Consider the following 20440-nt stretch of genomic DNA (forward strand, 5'->3'; position numbering starts at 1 on the left):
AAGTGTAGAAGGGCATCAGGGAATACGCTTACCGATATGTGCCCCATCGGGAAGATGGGGCAAAGCTTCAGGCGAGGGTGACGTCACTTTGTAGCTGGCAGCTACAGGCTAGCACGTAACCCTGCTCGATTTCCGCCGGGGTTAACGTCATGGTGCTGGTGGTGGTGTATTGGCCGTCGATGATACGGGTTTTGCACGAGCCGCAAACGCCAGCCCGGCAGGCGGCATTGACCGGTAATTTATGGGCTTCTAAAGCGGCGAGCAAGGTGCTGCCGACCGGTACGCGGAATTCACGCAGTGGCTGACCGATGCGCAATGTTAATTGTTCGTTTTTCCCATCATCCAGCTTTGCCGAGGTGTGGAACTGTTCCTGATGGAAGTTGGCAGCGGGGACACCGAGCGCCAGACAAAGCTGCTCAACCTGTTGCATGTAAGGGGCAGGGCCGCAAGTCATCACGATGCGTGAGCTGATGTCCGGCGCGGCCTGTTGCAGCACCTGTTCATTGATGCGGCCAGACAGGAAGCCGGGCTGTGCATCCTGCTCAGCCATCAATGTCAGTTGCAATTGCGGATGGGCGGCGCATAGCCGTTGCCATTGTTCGGCAAAAATCACATCGGCCGGGGTGCGGACGTTAAAGATCACCCGGATATCGCATTGCGGCTTGTTCACCACCAGCCAGCGGCACATCGACATGATCGGCGTGACGCCACAGCCGGCAGCCAGCATCAGGTAGCGATCGCTGGGGTGTTGCACGCAGCTGAATTCTCCCTGGGCGTCTGATAACCAGAGCGTTTGGCCCGGTTTGACCTCTTGCGTCAGCCAGCGTGAGCCAGCGCCATCCGCCAGGCAACGTACACTGATGCTGATAAAAGGACTCAGGCCGGGCGAAGAGGAGAGGGTATAGGCTCGCAGCGTGTCTGCACTGTCGCGAATGCTGACCAATGCAAACTGACCGGGCTGATAAGGATAAAAGTCGTTATTGATCAGGTTCAGCGTCCAGACGTCGGCGGTTTCCTGTTGCAGGGAGTGCACCTGCATCGGGTTGGGGCAAAGTGGGCTGGGTTGGCTCATAGGGCACCTCACAACAAACGGGGCCGCCGCGATGGGCAGCCCCGGAACAACGGCCTTAGCCGAGAAGGGTTTGCATATCCTGCTCTACGGTGGTGACCGAACGCAGGCCGAATTTCTCATTCAGCACCGCCAACAGATTGTCGGTCAGGAAGGCCGGGGCACTTGGGCCGGTGACGATATTTTTCACCCCTAGCGACAGCAGCGTCAGCAGAATGACGATCGCTTTCTGCTCGAACCACGACAGCACCAGGCTGAGCGGCAGATCGTTGACCGTGCCACCGACTTTCTCGGCGAGTTTGACTGCCAGCATTACGGCGGAATAGGCATCGTTACATTGGCCAACGTCCAGCAGGCGCGGTAGGCCTTCCAGCGTGCCGAAGTCCAGCTTGTTGAAGCGGTATTTACCGCATCCCAGCGTCATGATCAGGCAATCTTGCGGCACGCTGCGGGCAAAATCGGTGAAATAGCTGCGTTCGTCACGGCTGCCGTCACAGCCACCCACCAGAAATACGTGGCGCAGTTTTTTCTGTACTACCAGGTCAACCACGGTATCGGCAGCGTTGAGCAGTACCTGGCGGCCAAAACCGACGGTGATCAGTTGTTCGATTTCGCTGTAAGGGAAGCCAGCCAACTGCTGAGCCTGAGCGATCACGGTACTGAAATCATCCCCTTCCAGATGGTTGACACCAGGCCAGCCAACGATGCTGCGCGTCCAGATGCGATCGCCATAGTTGCCGACGTTCGGATCGATGATGCAGTTGGAGGTCATGACGATCGAACCCGGGAATTTGGCGAATTCGGTCTGCTGATTTTGCCAGCCACTGCCGTAGTTGCCCACCAGGTGTGGGAATTTTTTCAGCTCTGGATAGCCATGGGCCGGTAACATTTCGCCGTGGGTATACACGTTGATGCCGGTGCCTGCGGTCTGTTCCAGCAGCAAGCGCAGATCTTTCAGGTCGTGTCCGGAGATCAGGATCGCCTTGCCCGCCACCGGGCGCACGTTGACCGTGGTCGGTTGTGGGTCGCCAAAGGCACCGGTTTCGCCGCGATCCAGAATAGCCATCACGCTGAAGTTCATTTTGCCGATGGCCATCGAGTTGTTCAGCAGGGTGTCCAGATCGCTCGGTTGGGTACCCAGCCAGGCCATGAAGGCGTGGTAATCGGCATAGATCTGGTTGTCGAACTGGCCCAGCACATGGGCATGTTCCATATAGGCGGCGGCCCCTTTCAGGCCGTAAAGGCACAGCATCCGCAGGCCGTGGATATCGTCGCCTACCTCGGCTTTATCTTTATTGAGGGCAAACTGCGCAGCCTGTTGCAACAGCGCAGGCATATCGTTGCCGGCCAGTTGCAGCTGGGCCAGCGGATGATCGACCTGCACGCTGGCGTCGAGCAAGCGGCAGCGAACCGCCAGCGAGTCACGCAGGGCAATGGTGTCACGTGCATAGCCGATAATGCGTTCGGAATCGAAGTTAACGTTGGTCAGCGTAGAGAAGAAGGCGCGTGGGGAGAAACTGTCGACATCATGATCGATAATACCCAATGCACGCGCCTGCAAGGCCCAGGCAGAGAGCCCTTGCAGCGCCGCTATCAACAGATCCTGCAGGTCGGAGGTTTCTGCCGTTTTGCCGCACATCCCTTGAGCGTAGGAGCAGCCGTTACCTGCCGGTGTCCGGATGGTTTGTTCACATTGCACACAGAACATAATCGCTTCCTTTTTTAAAGTTGCATTTATAATGCTTGTTTTGAAGCATAGATCGATGACGCAACCTTAAAAAGGCTTTTTTGATACAACTTTAACAAAGTTTGATTTAGAACAAGTTGGCGTGTGGATGGGAATTATTACGCTTTGACAGCAGGCGCGGCGAGCCGCGCCCGTGGGCGTCAGGAGAACAGGGCGATTAACACCGGAGCCAACAGGCTCAGCAAGAATCCGTGCACGATGGCGGGAGGCACCATTTCTATCCCGCCGCTGCGTTGCAGAACCGGCAGGGTGAAATCCATCGAAGTGGCACCACATAAACCTAACGCAGAGGAGCGACTACGGCGCACCAGCGTAGGGAGCAGCATTATTGCCACCAGCTCACGAGCCAGATCGTTGAAGAAGGCGGCGCTGCCCATCACTGGGCCATAGGCGTCGGTGATCAGGATGCCGGAAAGGGAGTACCAGCCAAAACCCGAAGCCATCGCCAAACCGGCTTTCAGCGGCAACCCCAGCAGCAGTGCGGCCACTGCACCACCCGCCAGCGAACTGAGCGCCACCACCACGGCGACCATCATGCCACGGCGATTGAGGGCAATCTGGCGTAGCGTCATCCCACTGTTGCGTAACTGTGCGCCCACCAGAAGCAACAGAAACAGCAGGGCATATTCACTGCCTTGGCCAGCAAATTGCAGCCAGTGCCACTGGGTGAGTCCCAAGGCAAAGCCACCCACCACCACTCCACAGAGCTTCAGGGATTCCAACGCCATATGCAGGCGTGAAGGTAATGTTTCTTGCTTGTGAGTACTGTGCCAGGGGCGGCGGCGTTCAAACAGCGATAACCACAGAAGATTGGCGCAGAAAATGCACAGAAAAAACACCAGGGTGTACTGAAAGATCAGCATCAGGTTGCTGCTGAGGTTTTCCAGGAATGCCAGGCTGATCCCCATAATGAACAGGATCACATACACCATCCAGCTCAGCAGCCGGTTAATGGCCCGGATCAGGGTGACGCTACGCAAGGGGACAAGATAACCGACAATTAGCGGTATCAGTATAATCAGCAGTCCTGAATACATGTGAAACAAGCGTCCTTTAATCTGGAGGGAATACGGCAAACCTAACACGCTAACCAAAATGGGCGGCGGAGTAAAGTGGCGGATTTACGCGGTTTGCAGCACGCGGTGGCAATGTCTGCTTGACCTGTAATGGCTTTATTGCTCATCCTCAAGGTATCAGGCGAATAAAGGAGTCAGCAGATGTACCTGGAGCGTATTGAGATTGTAGGATTCCGCGGTATCAACCGGCTTTCACTGACGCTGGATGATAATACCGTGCTACTTGGGGAAAATGCCTGGGGCAAGTCCAGCCTGCTGGACGCCATGACCTTTTTGCTGGCCCCCGAACAGACGCTGTATCGCTTTGAAGCCAAAGATTTTTACTTCCCGCCTGGCGACGAAGCAGCCAAAGATCGTCATTTGCAGATTATCTTCACTTTTTGTGAAAAGGATACCGGCCATGCGCATCTGCCGCGCTATCGCCATCTTTCGCCGCTTTGGTCGAAGGGGGAAGATAACCTGAGCCGCATTCACTACTGCTGTGTGGGAGAATTAGACGATGATGGCACGGTATGCACCTGGCGGCGTTTTCTTGATGCCGAGGGCAACGCCTTGCACCTGCACCATATTGATCAACTGGTGCACGCCCTGATCCGTATTCATCCGGTGCTGCGGCTGCGTGATGCGCGTTTTATTCGCCGCCTGCGGCCCAGCTCACTCAGCGATCGTCTCCCTGCCGATAACGAAGCCCTGGCACAGCAGTTGGATCAACTGACGCGCGAACTGGTGCGCAACCCGCAAAAACTGACTAATGCCGAACTACGGCAGGGCCTGGCGGCGATGCAGCAACTGCTTGAACACTATTTTGCCGAGCAAGGTTCGCAGATTGCCGGGCCTCGCCATCGTCGCCAACCGGAACAACAGGCGTGGCGATCGCTAGACAGCATCAACCGCATGATTGCCGAACCTAACAGCCGCAGCATGCGACTGATCCTGCTGGGGATGTTCTCTACGTTACTGCAGGCCAAGGGAAACGTAAAACTCGATCCCCATGCACGGCCATTATTGCTGGTAGAAGACCCGGAAACGCGCTTGCATCCCATCATGCTGTCGGTAGCCTGGGGGTTGCTCAACCAGATGCCGTTGCAGCGTATTACCACCACCAACTCCAGCGAGCTGGTGTCGCTGGTGCCGGTGGAGCATATTTGCCGCCTGGTGCGCGAATCGGCCCGGGTTGCCACCTATCGCCTCGGGCCAAAGGGGCTAAGTGCGGAGGACGGGCGGCGCATAGCGTTCCATATCCGCTTTAACCGGCCCGCCTCGCTGTTTGCCCGCTGCTGGCTGCTGGTGGAAGGGGAAACCGAGGTCTGGCTGCTTAACGAACTGGCGCGCCAGTGTGGCTATCGTTTCGAGTCCGAAGGTGTGCGGGTCATTGAGTTTGCCCAATGCGGGCTAAAACCCTTGCTGAAGTTTGCCCGGCGCATGGGCATTGAATGGCACGCCCTGGTGGATGGCGACGAAGCCGGGAAGAAATATGCCAATGCCGTGCGCAGCATGCTGGATAACCACGAGGATAACGAGCGCGATCGTTTGACCGCACTGCCTGCGCCGGATATGGAACATTTCATGTATCGGGAGGGATTCAGCTCGGTTTATCACCGGGTGGCTTCGGTACCGCTAAAGGTACAGATGCCGGTGCGTAAGGTGATCCTCAAGGCGGTGCATCACACTTCAAAACCCGATCTGGCGATTGAGGTGGCCATGCAGGCCGGGGCGTGGGGCACCGACTCGGTGCCACCGTTGTTGAAGAAAATGTTCTCCCGCGTGATGTGGCTGGCGCGGGGCCGGGCGGATTAAGAAAAGTGTTTGCTAATCCCCTCTTGAAGCTCATCCAGTAACTGGTAACGGCGGCGATATTCCGCGCGTTTTTTGCTGGCGATGGTTTCCATCGGCTTGCGGCCAATGTGCTCGGGTAACAGGAAATAGCCGTTATCGAGTTGCTTGCCGCCCATGGAAAGCCAGAACTGATCGTAATCGGCATGCAGCTGGCTTTTCTTTTTGTGGTGGTAGCGCCAGTTCTGGTAAATATGGGTGGTGTTGCCTACCGCGATCAACTGCCGGATCCCCAGCTGTTGGGCCAGGTGGCAAATGCCTTCCAACACCAGGCGTTTTGGAAACAGGCCGTGGCAGGCTTTGGTCGTATTCTGGATCTCAGCGTGCGGCACCGTGGAGTTGGCGCCTTGCATACCGCCGATAAATAACGTGGGTTGTTGCTGGTAATTCATCAAGGTGAAGGTCATTTCAGCCAGCATGATCCCTTGGCTATTGCGCAACAGCAGGGTCGTTTCACCCTCTTTATTCAAGTGGTCCAGAGAGGCCAGTTGCAGGCAGATCTGCTCGCCATTTTTGTCCTGTGCACGGCTTAAGGTAAAGGGATGGCTACCCAGTTGGCCGAGGTGCACCTTCAGCGGCATGCGTTGAGAGAGCAGATCGTAGTGATCGCGCAGGGCAAAAAGACGGTCGATGCGGCTCATGTTGTTCGCCAGATAGGGGCGATGCAGTTTGCAGGGTAGATTGGGTTGTGCGCTTAAAATCTCATCCAGCAGCGGGTTGGCGGCCAGCGTATTGAGCAGGCTGCGAGTCGTGGGCCAGCACAGTAGCGAACGGCCAAGAAACTTAAGGCGGAATGACGTTTTTTTCCAGGCATTGCTGGGCACTTTCTCGCCGTTGATCAGTGCCGTCATCAGTTGGCTGGCCGGTTTGGCCGATATGAGTGGATAGCTGAGCTGAGACATGATGAAATCCTGGTCTGTGTCTAAATGACTATTTCATCAAGGCTTCACTAAACAGAAGTTCAATACGGTACGGCAAAATTGCCTTGCTCGAAATACGTTGAGCCTTGGTTTAGTTATCGGAAACGCAACATGCTAATTTACTTGGGTTGCCATGGTTGGCAGCCTGAGAATGACAGGAAATAGGTAGGAACAAACATTGACGTGGTTATTCAAAAGTAAGAAACGTGGGTTGCTGGTGTGTGCCGTTCTGGTGGTGCTTGCCGTTGTGGCTTATTGGCACTTTAGCCATCCGGCTCCGGTGGAGTTTAAAACCGTCAAGGTCGCTAAACGCGATCTGGAGCAAAGCGTATTGGCAACCGGCCAACTGGACGCGGTGCGTAAGGTTGATGTGGGGGCTCAGGTCAGCGGACAGTTGGAGAGCCTGAAGGTCGAGATTGGCGATAAGGTGCAAAAAGGCCAACTGCTCGGCATTATCGATCCCGAACAGGCACAAAACAGTATTCGCGAAGGCGAAGCCACGCTGCAGCAACTGCAAGCCCAGCTGCAACAGGCTTTGGCAGAGCAACAACTTGCGGCGGTGACCTTGCAGCGTAACCGCGAACTGGCCAAGGTGCAGGCGGTGTCGCGCCAGGATCTGGATAAATTCACCACTGAGCTGGCGGTAAAAAAAGCGCAGGTTGAAACCACCAGAGCGCAGATCGCCAAAAATCAGGCCAGTCTGGATACCGCCAAGATCAATCTCGCTTATACCCGTATCGAAGCGCCGATGGACGGTGATGTGGTGCAGATCACCACCTTGCAGGGCCAGACGGTGATCGCCGCGCAGCAAGCGCCCAACATTCTGACGTTGGCAGACATGAGTAGCATGATGGTGAAGGCCGAGGTTTCCGAGGCGGACGTGATCCACCTCAAGCCGGGGTTGAAAGCCTGGTTTACCGTGCTGGGCGATCCGAGCAAACGTTTTGACGGCGAGCTGAAAGACATTCAGCCCACGCCAGAGAAGGTCAACAATGCCATTTTCTATTATGCGCGTTTCGAAGTGCCAAACCCACAGGGCTTGCTGCGTCTGCAAATGACCGCGCAGGTGCATATTCAACTGGCTGGCGTCAGCGATGCGCTGGTGATCCCGCTGGCGGCATTGGGGGATCAGATCGCCGATAACCGTTACCACATTTCGGTACTGAAACAGGGCAAGGAAGAGAAGCGCGAAGTTACGATCGGCATTCGCAACAATGTGGATGTGCAGATTGTCAGTGGGTTGCAGGCCGGTGAAGAAGTGATTGTCAGCCGCGGCGGCGCGGAGGCCAGCTGATGACGGCACTGTTAGAACTGAGTGATATCCGGCGTAGCTACCTCTCCGGCGGCCAGACCATAGACGTGCTGAAAAACGTCAGTCTGCGCATCAACGCTGGTGAGATGGTGGCGATTATGGGGGCTTCTGGCTCCGGTAAATCGACGCTGATGAACATTCTCGGCTGCCTGGACAAGCCCAGCGCCGGGACTTACCGTGTGGCCGGGCAGGATGTGGCAACGCTTGATGGCGATGCGCTGGCCCAGCTACGGCGCGAGCACTTTGGCTTTATCTTCCAGCGCTATCATCTGCTACCCCATCTGAGTGCGGCGCATAACGTGGAGGTGCCTGCGGTTTATGCCGGGCTGGGCAAGGCAGCACGGCGCGAAAGGGCGGCGGCCTTGTTGCAACGTCTGGGGCTGGGGGAACGTATCACCTACCGGCCAAGCCAGCTTTCGGGGGGGCAGCAGCAGCGTGTCAGTATTGCGCGGGCTTTGATGAACGGTGGTCAGGTGATCCTGGCGGATGAACCGACCGGTGCGCTCGACAGCCATTCCGGTGAAGAGGTGATGACGATCCTCAAGCAACTGCGCGAGCAGGGGCACACGGTGATTATCGTCACGCACGATCCGGCGGTAGCACAGCAGGCAGAGCGGATTATCGAAATCCGCGACGGCGAAATCATCGCCGACTCTCGGCCACAGGCGCAGGGTAACCCGCAGGCCAAAATGCTGGATATGGCTGCGCCAGCGCCTTCCTGGCAGCAGGTAGCTGGCCGTTTCCGTGAGGCGTTGGTGATGGCTTGGCGTGCTATGGCAGCCAACAAGATGCGCACGGCGTTAACCATGTTGGGGATCATCATCGGCATTGCCTCGGTGGTCTCAATCCTGGTGATCGGCGACGCGGCCAAGCAGATGATCCTGGCAGACATCAAATCCATTGGCACCAACACCGTGGACATCTATCCCGGCAAAGACTTTGGTGATGACGATCCCAGCTTCCGCCAGGCGTTGAAGTATGGCGATCTAAGCGCGTTGCGTGAACAACCCTATGTCAGTGCGCTTTCGCCGAATATCAGCAGCAGCATGCGGCTACGGTTTGGCAATATTGATGTGGCCGCCAACGTCGCGGGCGTCGGTGAACAATTTTTCCGAGTTTACGGTATGACGCTTTCCCAGGGGGTAGGTATCGATGCCCTACAGGTGCAATCCCAGGCGCAGGTGGTGGTGATCGACGCCAATACCCAGCGGCGGCTGTTCCCGCATAAAAAAAACGTGGTGGGTGAGGTGATCCTGATCGGCAATATGCCAGCCACGGTGGTTGGTGTGGCTAAGGAAAAGCAGTCGATGTTCGGCAGCAGCAAGGCGCTGAGCGTATGGGTGCCCTATAGCACGATGGCCAATCGCCTGATGGGCAATGACTATTTTGACTCGATCACCGTGCGTATCCGTGAGGGCTATAACAGCCAGGAAGCGGAACAGCAGTTGACGCGGTTGCTGACGCTGCGCCACGGCAAGAAAGACTTCTTCACCTACAACATGGACAGCCTGGTGCAAACCGCGGAGAAAACCACCCGCACGCTGCAACTGTTCCTGACCCTGGTGGCGGTGATTTCGCTGGTGGTTGGCGGGATTGGGGTGATGAATATCATGCTGGTCTCGGTAACGGAAAGGACGCGTGAAATCGGCATTCGCATGGCGGTGGGGGCGCGCTCTGGCGATGTCCTGCAACAGTTCCTGATCGAGGCGGTGCTGGTCTGCCTGGTGGGGGGCGCGCTGGGGATCGCGCTGTCGTTCGCGATTGGCCTGCTGGTGCAATTGGTGATGCCGGGCTGGCAGATCAGCTTCCCGCCGGTGGCCTTGCTAAGTGCGTTCTTGTGTTCCACCGGTATTGGCGTGGTGTTCGGCTATCTGCCGGCACGCAGTGCTGCTCGCTTGAATCCGATTGACGCCTTGGCGCGCGAGTAACGGCAAAAATAAAATGCCAGCCGTATGGCGGCTGGCATTTTGAGTTGACAGTGCAGTGGCTGAAGGGGAGCGTTTAGGCCATTGCCTCGCTTTCCAGCGGCATAATCAGGCTCGCGTGGTTCCCTTTCGGCCCTTGATGTACGTCGAACCTGACCTGTTGGCCCGCTTTCAACGTTCGGTAGCCATCCATTTTAATTGTTGAATAATGCGCGAAGATATCTTCACCGCCGCCTTCCGGGCAGATAAAGCCGAACCCTTTGGCGTTATTGAACCATTTAACAGTACCCGTCTCCATGTTGCTACATCCCTCGCAATGCTATTTTTAAAATGAGATGAATAACTGATCCAGGTGAGTACCAACTGGTCAAAAGACCAACAACTCACAAAATTACACTCTAGAGCAAATGATCAACACGTCAAGGGATCGGCCAATGACCTCGTCGGGCAGTTCACCAAAGTTTGAAGTAGTTAACGCTATTGACATGGTTTGGTAACAAATTGTGGCCGCGATAAGGGTGATTAATCGCGTTGTGCTGCGGCACGTTAACCGCGAAGATGGTAAAATAGTCTTGATACTCCCGTTTGAATAACCCGAACATGGCCCCATATACTGAGGCATGGCAGAGAAGATGAGCAGCAATGGGCAATAGCAACGATTGGCTAAATATTGAACACTTGGCCGAAGAAAAACAAATCGATGCGGTAAAACCGCCGTCAATGTATAAAGTTATACTTAACAACGACGATTACACACCGATGGAATTTGTGATTGACGTTCTGCAAAAGTTCTTTTCTTATGATATTGAACGTGCAACGCAACTGATGCTCACGGTCCACTATCAAGGCAAGGCGATCTGCGGTGTTTTCACCGCTGAGGTCGCGGAAACCAAGGTGGTCCATGTGAACCGTTACGCAAGGGAGAATGAGCATCCGTTGCTCTGTACGCTGGAAAAAGCCTGAAAAGGCAATCTATTGGGGAGGTGCCTATGCTCAATCAAGAATTGGAACTCAGTCTCAACATGGCTTTCGCCAGAGCGCGCGAGCACAGACATGAGTTTATGACCGTGGAGCACCTGTTGCTGGCGTTACTCAGCAACCCTGCCGCGCGCGAAGCGCTCGAGGCTTGTACGGTGGATCTGGCCGCGTTACGCCAGGAGCTGGAAGCCTTTATCGAACAAACCACACCAACGCTGCCCACCAGCGAAGAGGAGCGCGATACTCAGCCGACGCTCAGCTTCCAGCGTGTACTGCAGCGTGCGGTATTCCACGTGCAGTCCTCCGGCCGGAGCGAAGTGAGCGGTGCCAACGTGTTGGTGGCGATCTTCAGCGAACAGGAGTCCCAGGCGGCATACCTGCTGCGTAAACACGACGTCAGCCGTCTGGACGTGGTGAACTTCATTTCACATGGTACACGTAAAGATGAGCCGGGCCAGGCACCTAATGCGGAAAACCCGGTAAACGAAGAGCAGCCTGGAGGGGAAGACCGTATGGAAAACTTCACCACCAACCTCAACCAACTGGCCCGCGTCGGCGGTATCGATCCGCTGATTGGCCGTGACCGTGAACTGGAGCGCGCCATTCAGGTGCTGTGCCGCCGCCGTAAAAACAACCCGCTGCTGGTGGGTGAATCCGGCGTAGGTAAAACCGCCATTGCCGAAGGGCTGGCCTGGCGGATCGTGCAGGGCGACGTGCCAGAGGTGATGGCAGACTGCACCCTCTATTCGCTGGATATTGGCTCATTGCTGGCGGGCACCAAATACCGTGGCGATTTCGAGAAGCGCTTCAAGGCGCTGCTCAAACAGCTGGAGCAGGATAAGAACAGCATCCTGTTTATCGACGAAATTCACACCATCATCGGTGCCGGTGCGGCTTCCGGTGGGCAAGTGGATGCCGCCAACCTGATCAAACCGCTGCTGTCGAGCGGCAAGATCCGGGTGATTGGTTCCACCACCTATCAGGAGTTCAGCAATATTTTCGAAAAAGACCGTGCGCTGGCGCGTCGCTTCCAGAAAATAGACATTACCGAGCCGACGCCGGAAGAGACCATTCAGATCATCAACGGTCTGAAAACCAAGTACGAAGCGCACCATGATGTGCGTTACACCGCTAAAGCGGTTCGTGCTGCGGTAGAGCTGTCGGTGAAATACATCAACGACCGTCATCTGCCGGACAAGGCAATCGACGTGATCGATGAGGCTGGTGCGCGTAGCCGGTTGCTGCCGGTGAACAAGCGTAAGAAAACGGTCAACGTGGCGGATATTGAATCCGTGGTCGCACGTATTGCGCGTATCCCGGAAAAGACCGTCTCTGCCAGCGATCGCGACGTGCTGAGAAGCCTGAGCGACCGCCTGAAAATGCTGGTGTTTGGCCAGGATCCGGCCATCGAGGCGCTGACCGAAGCGATCAAGATGAGCCGTGCCGGTCTGGGCCAGGATCGCAAGCCGGTGGGGTCCTTCCTGTTCGCCGGGCCGACCGGGGTAGGGAAAACCGAGGTTACCGTGCAGCTGGCGAAGGCGCTGGATATCGAATTGTTGCGGTTTGATATGTCCGAATATATGGAACGTCATACCGTCAGCCGTCTGATTGGCGCACCTCCGGGCTACGTCGGTTACGACCAGGGCGGCCTGCTGACCGATGCGGTGATCAAACATCCGCACGCGGTGGTCCTGCTGGATGAAATCGAGAAAGCGCACCCGGACGTGTTCAACCTGCTGTTGCAGGTGATGGACAACGGGACGCTGACCGATAACAACGGCCGTAAAGCAGACTTCCGTAACGTGATCCTGGTGATGACCACCAACGCCGGGGTACGTGAAACCGAACGCAAATCGATTGGCCTGATCGAACAGGACAACAGCATCGACGCGATGGACGAGATCAAGAAGGTGTTTACGCCAGAATTCCGTAACCGTCTGGACAACGTCATCTGGTTCAACCATCTGTCTCCTGCGGTGATCCAGCAGGTGGTCGACAAGTTTATCGTCGAACTGCAGGCGCAGCTGGATGCGAAGGGCGTGTCGATGGAAGTGAGCGACGAAGCGCGTGACTGGCTGTCGGTGAAAGGCTATGACCGTGCGATGGGCGCTCGTCCAATGGCGCGTGTGATGCAGGAAAGCCTGAAAAAACCGCTGGCCAACGAACTGCTGTTTGGCTCACTGGTGGACGGCGGCTCGGTGAAAGTCGAGCTGGACGCAGACAAGAAACAGCTGACTTACCACTTCCTCAGCGCGCAGAAGCGTAAAGCGGATGAAGGTGCGGTGCACTAAGCGGTAGGCTGGTAACGAAAAAGCGATGCCTTGGCATCGCTTTTTTTATACGTGAATTTCACGGCCTACGAAATTGAACCAGGTCGGGGCGAACAGATTCGCCTCAACAAAATGAGTGAGCCCTCTCAGTTTACCTGCGCCAACACAACTCGGTGGAGAACGTTGCTGCGGGGGTAAACGGAAAGGGCTCTTTTGAGGGATCACATCCTCGGTGTCGCCAGTGGCTGGCGACGGGTGAGCCGATTAACGGCTACGGAAGACAATGCGGCCTTTGCTCAGGTCGTACGGGGTCAGCTCTACAGTGACTTTGTCACCCGTCAGGATGCGGATATAGTTTTTGCGCATTTTACCGGAGATATGAGCGGTAACCACGTGCCCGTTTTCCAATTCAACACGGAACATGGTGTTCGGCAGCGTATCAAGAACGGTGCCCTGCATTTCAATATTGTCTTCTTTGGCCATCGAATCCTCTAGGTGTAACTACCTTAGTTTTTAACCGGCAAGATAATGCCGAAAAACCCACATTATGTAAAGGAGTGTCGGTGAACAATGCACCGATTCCACAAAATTAGTCAGTTTGGGAGGGCAGTTCAACCAGCTGTGGGGGTATGACTTGCGCTGTCCAGCATTCCGGCGCTAACACCCTGCGCTGAAGGTTGCTCAACTGCTGCAAAAATTGGCGGCGGGGAATTTCTCTCGCTCCAAGCCGGGCAGTGTGAGCGTTAAGCACCTGACAGTCAACCAATTCTCCTCCATAAGCGGCAAAATGGCGGCAAAACGCCCATAAAGCACACTTTGATGCGTTGGTGGTGCGGCTAAACATCGATTCACCGCAGAACAGCGCTCCCTGGGCGACACCGTACAGGCCGCCGACCAGCTCTTCCCCCTGCCACACCTCAATGGAATGGGCGTGCCCAAGGTGATGCAGTTGTAAATAGGCACGCTGTACCTCCTCGCCGATCCAGGTGCCTTCATCGGGGCGGTATGCACAGGCGGCGATCACGGCGGCAAAATCATGATTGAGGGTAATGCGGAACGGCGGGTTGCGCAGGAATCGCTTGAAGCTGCGGCTGACATGGTAATCCGTTGGGAACAGCACCGCTCGAGGGTCCGGTGACCACCATAGGATGGCTTCCCCAGGCGAATACCAGGGGAAGATCCCGCGCTCATAGGCTGCCAGCAGCCGCGCAGGCGTCAAATCGCCACCGATGGCCAGCAGTCCGTTAGGATCGTGCAGGGCGGCCTCTGGTGAGGGAAACGCTACAGACTGCGATGACAGCTTAACAATGCGCATAAAACCTCTTAGCGTCGCCCACAGGCGGTTCTACAGCGATAGATTACTGATACGTTGGTGAAATTGGGCGTAACGGCCAGGCTGGCGCATTAGCGCCGCGTGGCTGCCTTGTTCCACGATACTGCCACCGTCCATCACGCAGATGCGATCGAAATGCTCCAGCCCATAGAGTCTGTGAGTCACCAGAATTAATGTCTTGCCGCGACAATGCTGGCGGAGCAGGGCCAGGATCTGTTGTTCGGTTTCGGCATCCAGCCCTTCGGTTGGCTCATCAAGCAGCAATAGCGGGGCTTGATGCAGCAGGGCACGGGCAATGCCCAGACGGCGTTGCTCACCGCCGGAAAGCTGGCGGCCACCTTCACCCAGCCAGGCATTCAGCCCCTCATTTTCCAGCAGCTTATCCAGACCAACTTGTTGCAGTGCGAGGTTTAAGTCCTCATCGCTGGCCGCAGGTGCGGCGATACGCAGGTTTTCACGCAGCGTGCTGCTGAAGATATGCACCCGCTGGCTCACTACCGTAGTCATGGCGCGCAGCGTAGCTTCATCATAGCTGGCCAATGGTTGGCCGTTGAGCAGGATTTGGCCGCCGTCGGCATTCCAGGCGCGGGTCAGCAATTGCAATAGGGTCGATTTACCACAGCCGGTACGGCCCAACAGCGCAATGTGCTCTCCAGCGGTGATGTTCAGCGTCACGTTGTTCAACACCGGCAGCGGCTGGTCGGGATAGGTGAAAGACACCTCGCTCAGTTGCAGTTCTGCGCCCGGCTGTGAAGCTGGGCCACTGGCAGGGAAGGTGACTTCCGGTTGCTGATCGATGATCTGCTTGACCCGGGTCGCCGAAGCGATCACCTGGCCCAGATGTTGGAACGCGGCGGCGACGGGCATCATGGCTTCAAAAGAGGCCAGGGCGGCAAAAGCAAACAGGGCAATCAGGGCCCCGGGTTGGGTATCGCCACCGATCCCCGCAGCGGCAAGCCACATCAATAGCGTGACGGTGAGGCCACTTGCCAGGATCATCAGCGCCTGGGCAATCCCCCCAAGTGAAGCCTGTTGCCACTGACGGCTCTGCCAGCGCTGTTCGGTTGCGTTGAGCTTATGCCGGAAACTGTCCAGCGCACCAAACACCACCAGTTCGGCCTGCCCCTGGAGCCAGGCGGTCAGGTCGGTGCGGTACTGGCTGCGTAACAGGGTCAACTCTTCCCCGATGGGCTTACCTGCGCGATAGAAGACCGGCGGAACGGCCAGCAACAGCAATAACAATATTCCGCCCAGCGTCAGGGCTAACGGAACATCCAGCCAACTGAGGCCGAAGGTGACTACCACAATCACCACCGCAGCGCTGACCATTGGCGAGATAACGCGTAGGTAGAGGTGATCTAGCGTATCAACGTCGGCAACCAGGCGGTTAAGCAGCTCAGCCTGACGGAAGCGGGCAATACCACCCGGTGACAGCGGCAGGATCTTGCGGAAGGTAAATACCCGCAGATGGGACAACACGCGGAAAGTGGCGTCATGGCTGACGACCCGTTCTGCATAACGCCCGGCGGTACGGAAGATTGCCGCGCCCCGTACGCCAGCGGCCGGTAGCATGTAGTTGAAGGTATACAACCCCGCCAACCCGGCTAGCGAAGAGGCGGCCAGGAACCAGCCGGACAGCGCCAGCAGGCCGATACTGGCCAGCAGGGTGACGATAGCCAGCACGATACCCAGTAAAATCAGAAACGTGTGGCGGCGATACAACGCCAGGAATGGCAGCAAAACGCGCATGATTATAACTCCCCGCTGCGGTGTGCAATCAGTTTGGCAAACAGACCGGGCTGGGCGCTCAGCGTGGCGTAGTTGCCCTGCTGCACGATTTTGCCGCTGTCCATCACCCAAATCTGGTCATAATCTTCGGTATCTTCCAACTGGTGCGTGACCAACAGCGTGGTCTGCTGATGGGAGGCAGCATTCAGCGCCTGCATCACCAAACGTTCGCTGTGAGCGTCCAGGCTGGCCGCAGGTTCATCCAGTAACAGCAAGCGGCGGGGGCTGAGCAGTGCTCGCGCCACGGCCACACGCTGAGCTTGCCCAACGGAAAGGCGGGCAGCGCCATCGCCCAGATCGGTTGCCAATCCCTTCGGTAAATGCGGCAGGAATTCACTGACGTAAGCCTGCTCGACGGCCTGCTGCAATTGGGTTTCGCTGGCCTGTGGGTAGCCGAGCAGAATATTGTCCCGCAGAGTTTGGGCTGGCAGATGGGGGTTTTGCCCCACCCAGCCCAGTTGCTGACGCCAGTTAACCGCATCCAGCTCGCGCAGTTCGATGCCGTTGATCAGCAACGAGCCACGATAGGGCAGGAAGCCCAGCAGCAGATTCAACAACGAACTTTTCCCCGCACCGCTAAGCCCGACTAAGGCAATGCGCCGGTTGGCAGGCAAGGTAAAATCAAGGGGGCCTGCAAGCACTACCCCATTGGGCGAGAGGATTTCCAACTGCTGTGCCCGTATGGTCAGTGGTTCTTCGCTATTTAGCGTTTGAGAGCCATTGCCAACCTGCTCGCCCTCGGCGGCCAGGAAGGTTTCCAGCGCTTCGGCAGCGCCCACGGCCTGGGCTTTGGCATGGTAAAAGGCGCCCAGATCGCGCAGCGGTTGGAAAAACTCCGGTGCCAGGATCAGCACCAGAAAACCGGCAAACAGCGTTACGCCCATGCCATAGCTGCCAAAGTCCAGTTCACCGAGGTAGGAGAAGCCAAAATAGACCGCCACCACGGCGATGGAAATCGAGGCGAAGAACTCCAGCACGGCCGAGGAGAGGAAGGCCAGACGCAGCACTTCCATGGTGCGCTGGCGAAAATCTTCTGAGGATTTGGCAATGTGATCGGTTTCCGCCTGGCCGCGATTAAACAGACGCAGAGTATCCAGGCCGCGCAGGCGATCGAGGAAATTGCCGCTGAGCCTTGCCAGCGCGACAAAGTTACGGCGGTTGGCATCGGCCGCACCCATACCGACCAGTGCCATAAACAGCGGGATCAGTGGGGCGGTAGCCAGCAGGATAAACCCGGCCGCCCAGTTGATCGGGAAGACGGTGATCAGGATCAGCACTGGGATAAACACGGCCAAATACATTTGCGGCAGATAGCGGGAATAGTAATCCTGCATATCCTCAATCTGCTCAACGATGATGCTGGCCCAGCTCCCGGCGGGCTTGCCCTGGATCCAGGCGGGGCCAAGCTGTTGCAGCTTATCCAGCACCTGCGAACGCATACGCTGGCGAATGACCTGCCCGCAGATGAAGCCAACCCGTTCGCGCAGCCAGCTCAGGAAGGCGCGCAGGGCAAAGGTGGCGGCCAACCAGATAAACGACGAAACCAGTTCGCCACGGGGCTGATGTTCAATAATCAGCGCATGGAGCAGTGAGGCCAACAGCCAGGCCTGGGCGACGATCAAAATGCCGCTTGCCAGGCCTAACAGCATGGATAAACGTAGCCAACGCTGCGCCAACGTACTCTGTGTTTTGAGCCAACGGGTTAACTGGTGCTGTCTGGTTTTTTTCATCAGGTGTCTGCGTCGCCGATGCCTGTTGTAGCAGGCTTGGTTAACGTACTGTTAAAAAAGTGTTTGTCTCAGCGGGAAATAAGACAAGTGAACGCTAATGTTACCTCGTCACTCGGTAGACGTGAACTAAATATCCCTTTCATCACTTGGGCAACAGTCACGTTTTTAGCGTGGAGGGGGTTGTTTTGAACTTTCAGGGGCGGGGGGATAGAAATAAGGCGGCCAATCGGCCGCCTCGGTAACGTTTATCGCTGAAGGGTTATTTGCACTCGGCCTGTGCGATACCGTCGAGATAGCGTTCGGCATCCAGTGCGGCCATACAGCCCGTTCCGGCTGAGGTGATCGCCTGGCGGTAAATGTGATCCATGACGTCACCTGCGGCAAATACGCCAGGAATGGAGGTCTGGGTCGCGTTGCCGTGAATACCGGACTGCACCTTGATATAGCCGTTTTCCAGCTCAAGCTGCCCGCCAAAGATCGCGGTGTTCGGGCTGTGACCGATCGCGATAAATACGCCGGCAAGCTCTAACTCTTTGGTTTGCTCAGCGTCTTTGGTGCTGCGTAAGCGCATCCCGGTGACGCCCATCTGATCGCCCAACACTTCGTCCAGCGTGCAGTCCGTATGCAGGATGATGTTGCTGTTCTTCACTTTTTCCATCAGGCGATTGATCAGGATCTTTTCGCTGCGGAAAGTGTCACGGCGGTGCACCAGATGGACCTCCGAGGCGATGTTTGACAGATACAGCGCTTCTTCCACGGCGGTGTTGCCACCACCGACTACGGCGACCTTCTGGTTGCGATAGAAGAAACCATCGCAGGTGGCACAGGCGGAGACCCCTTTGCCCTTGAAAGCTTCTTCCGATGGCAGGCCTAAATAACGAGCCGATGCGCCAGTAGCGATAATCAAGGCATCGCAGGTATATTCGCCGCTATCACCCAACAGGCGGAAAGGACGGTTCTGCAGATCGACACTGTTGATATGGTCAAACACGATCTGGGTGTCGAACTTTTCTGCGTGCTCACGCATCCGCTCCATCAGCGCCGGGCCGGTCAAGCCTTCGGCATCGCCTGGCCAGTTCTCGACTTCGGTGGTGGTGGTCAGCTGACCGCCTTGCTCCATACCGGTGATCAATACCGGGTTCAGGTTCGCGCGTGCTGCATAAACCGCTGCGGTGTAGCCAGCCGGGCCAGAGCCCAGGATCAATAATTTGCTATGTTTAGCCGTGCCCATGAATAACCTCGTTTCCCACAATGGCGGACAATGAAACCGATTGTAGGGAAAATGCGGCAGTAAAAAAAGCGCCAGGGGATGTTGTTACCGATTTGTTTGATAATCAGCGCCTATTAGCCGCGATTTTATCCTTGGGCTGGGAGAGGTAACAGCAGCAATAATTTTGTACAGCAATGGGTTAAAAATGCGTTTTTTGTCGGGTTTATGTGGGCAACTACCCGGTTTCGGGTAGGGGAAATTCCTAATAAAAAATCAGGTGCTCAGTTTTGCTGGCGGTACGTTCTACTGATTTTAGTTCTTTTACTTTGACAATCCGCTGCGCATTTGCGAAAACATCATTGGAAGAAGAAATTAACCCCGTGTCAGCTGCAAATCGTAGGCATTTTCGCCACCCAGGCAGAATATTGTCGGGGCGCGACGGGTGAGGGAGGGTTTGCCCTGACGGGGTTGATGGATTTCTGAACGTAAATCATTTGAATTCGTTGCCCAGAGGTGACAGACAGGCTGGGCAACGGCGGAAGATGGTAGTGACAAAGAGTGACGAAGCACAAGGGCGGTTGGTATTACGTATCCTGTTCCCTCAGGGGGATGAACCGCTAAACACTGGCATCGGGTCTTCGCTTGGAACAAATCCTTGCACATTGACGTTGGCTAGGGTGTGGCAAGTGCAGGGAAGAACATAAGAGAGACAATAATAATGGTAGATACTAAAAAACGCCCGGGTAAAGATCTCGACCGTATCGATCGCAACATCCTTAATGAGTTGCAGAAGGATGGGCGCATTTCGAACGTCGAACTTTCAAAGCGCGTGGGGTTATCCCCAACCCCTTGTTTGGAGCGTGTGCGCCGTCTTGAGCGTCAAGGCTTCATTCATGGGTATACCGCATTGCTTAACCCGCATTATCTGGACGCTTCCCTGCTGGTCTTCGTGGAAATCACGTTGAACCGCGGTGCGCCGGATGTGTTTGAGCAATTCAACTCTGCGGTACAAAAACTTGAAGAAATTCAGGAGTGTCATCTGGTTTCCGGTGATTTCGACTACCTGTTGAAAACCCGTGTACCAGATATGTCAGCTTATCGTAAGCTGTTGGGCGAAACTCTGTTGCGTTTACCGGGGGTGAATGACACCCGTACTTACGTCGTGATGGAAGAAGTCAAACAGAGTAACCGTCTGGTTATCAAAACACGGTAAGGTGCAGGTGCAAAACCTGATTAAATTCGTTACACT

Annotated in this window: 16 protein-coding genes; 6 read left to right on the forward strand and 10 right to left on the reverse strand. The window is 56.1% G+C overall.

All coding sequences use genetic code 11. The features are described from left to right. Positions 1–67: 67 nt before the first annotated feature. The 3 genes from hcr to KGP26_RS09980 all read right to left on the reverse strand — a co-directional run bounded on the left by hcr (position 68) and on the right by KGP26_RS09980 (position 3853). Positions 68–1072: an NADH oxidoreductase gene (hcr, locus tag KGP26_RS09970; RefSeq protein ID WP_223665352.1), complete on the reverse strand. Its 1005-nt coding sequence runs from the start codon at positions 1070–1072 to the stop codon at positions 68–70. 55 nt (positions 1073–1127) lie between these two features. Continuing rightward, complete coding sequence (gene hcp, locus KGP26_RS09975) at positions 1128–2777, reverse strand: hydroxylamine reductase (RefSeq protein WP_223665353.1); 1650 nt, start codon at positions 2775–2777, stop codon at positions 1128–1130. Between the two features lie 179 nt (positions 2778–2956). Next, on the reverse strand, positions 2957–3853 hold the full coding sequence (locus KGP26_RS09980; protein ID WP_059200376.1) for a lysine exporter LysO family protein: 897 nt from the start codon (positions 3851–3853) through the stop codon (positions 2957–2959). Positions 3854–4033: 180 nt separating this feature from the next. Here KGP26_RS09980 and KGP26_RS09985 point away from each other — a divergent pair, with 180 nt between their 5' ends. Further along, complete coding sequence (locus KGP26_RS09985) at positions 4034–5689, forward strand: ATP-dependent endonuclease (RefSeq protein WP_021804956.1); 1656 nt, start codon at positions 4034–4036, stop codon at positions 5687–5689. On the opposite strand, the gene KGP26_RS09990 is transcribed toward KGP26_RS09985, so the two are convergent. Then, the gene (locus KGP26_RS09990) at positions 5686–6627 is read right to left on the reverse strand and encodes a VirK/YbjX family protein (protein WP_223665354.1); all 942 of its coding nucleotides are present in this window, start codon (positions 6625–6627) and stop codon (positions 5686–5688) included. The genes KGP26_RS09985 and KGP26_RS09990 overlap by 4 nt on opposite strands. Before the next feature lie 196 nt (positions 6628–6823). Between KGP26_RS09990 and macA the strand changes: the two genes are divergently transcribed. Further along, positions 6824–7939 (forward strand): macrolide transporter subunit MacA, encoded by a 1116-nt coding sequence (gene macA / locus KGP26_RS09995; protein ID WP_223665355.1) that lies wholly within the window; start codon positions 6824–6826, stop codon positions 7937–7939. Continuing rightward, positions 7939–9885, forward strand: a complete 1947-nt coding sequence (gene macB, locus KGP26_RS10000) for a macrolide ABC transporter ATP-binding protein/permease MacB (RefSeq protein ID WP_223665356.1) — start codon at positions 7939–7941, stop codon at positions 9883–9885. The genes macA and macB overlap by 1 nt, the downstream gene beginning before the upstream one ends. 73 nt (positions 9886–9958) lie before the next feature. Here macB and cspD read toward each other — a convergent pair whose 3' ends face one another. Further along, the gene (cspD, locus tag KGP26_RS10005; RefSeq protein ID WP_021804952.1) at positions 9959–10180 is read right to left on the reverse strand and encodes a cold shock-like protein CspD; all 222 of its coding nucleotides are present in this window, start codon (positions 10178–10180) and stop codon (positions 9959–9961) included. A 344-nt stretch (positions 10181–10524) separates the two neighbouring features. Between cspD and clpS the strand changes: the two genes are divergently transcribed. Together clpS and clpA are read left to right on the forward strand one after the other, a co-directional pair. Continuing rightward, positions 10525–10845, forward strand: a complete 321-nt coding sequence (clpS, locus tag KGP26_RS10010) for an ATP-dependent Clp protease adapter ClpS (protein ID WP_021804950.1) — start codon at positions 10525–10527, stop codon at positions 10843–10845. A gap of 26 nt (positions 10846–10871) precedes the next feature. Beyond that, a complete protein-coding gene (gene clpA / locus KGP26_RS10015; protein ID WP_024529873.1) occupies positions 10872–13151 on the forward strand; it encodes an ATP-dependent Clp protease ATP-binding subunit ClpA in 2280 nt (759 codons plus the stop codon). Between the two features lie 243 nt (positions 13152–13394). Here clpA and infA read toward each other — a convergent pair whose 3' ends face one another. The 5 genes from infA to trxB all read right to left on the reverse strand — a co-directional run bounded on the left by infA (position 13395) and on the right by trxB (position 19212). Continuing rightward, positions 13395–13613 carry a translation initiation factor IF-1 gene (infA, locus tag KGP26_RS10020; protein ID WP_002211347.1) on the reverse strand — a complete coding sequence of 73 codons (219 nt, stop codon included), beginning with the start codon at positions 13611–13613 and terminating at the stop codon, positions 13395–13397. Between the two features lie 106 nt (positions 13614–13719). Next, positions 13720–14445 carry a leucyl/phenylalanyl-tRNA--protein transferase gene (aat, locus tag KGP26_RS10025; protein ID WP_094982385.1) on the reverse strand — a complete coding sequence of 242 codons (726 nt, stop codon included), beginning with the start codon at positions 14443–14445 and terminating at the stop codon, positions 13720–13722. 30 nt (positions 14446–14475) lie between these two features. After that, entirely contained in the window at positions 14476–16212 is a 1737-nt protein-coding gene (cydC, locus tag KGP26_RS10030; protein WP_223665357.1) for a cysteine/glutathione ABC transporter ATP-binding protein/permease CydC, read from the reverse strand. A 2-nt stretch (positions 16213–16214) separates the two neighbouring features. Beyond that, the gene (gene cydD, locus KGP26_RS10035; protein WP_021804946.1) at positions 16215–17981 is read right to left on the reverse strand and encodes a cysteine/glutathione ABC transporter permease/ATP-binding protein CydD; all 1767 of its coding nucleotides are present in this window, start codon (positions 17979–17981) and stop codon (positions 16215–16217) included. Positions 17982–18240: 259 nt separating this feature from the next. Beyond that, positions 18241–19212, reverse strand: a complete 972-nt coding sequence (gene trxB, locus KGP26_RS10040; protein WP_223665358.1) for a thioredoxin-disulfide reductase — start codon at positions 19210–19212, stop codon at positions 18241–18243. Positions 19213–19909: 697 nt separating this feature from the next. Between trxB and lrp the strand changes: the two genes are divergently transcribed. Further along, the gene (gene lrp, locus KGP26_RS10045; protein WP_021804943.1) at positions 19910–20404 is read left to right on the forward strand and encodes a leucine-responsive transcriptional regulator Lrp; all 495 of its coding nucleotides are present in this window, start codon (positions 19910–19912) and stop codon (positions 20402–20404) included. The last annotated feature ends 36 nt before the right edge of the window (positions 20405–20440 follow it).

Source organism: Serratia sp. JSRIV002 (assembly GCF_019968725.1).
Lineage (GTDB): Bacteria > Pseudomonadota > Gammaproteobacteria > Enterobacterales > Enterobacteriaceae > Chania > Chania fonticola_B.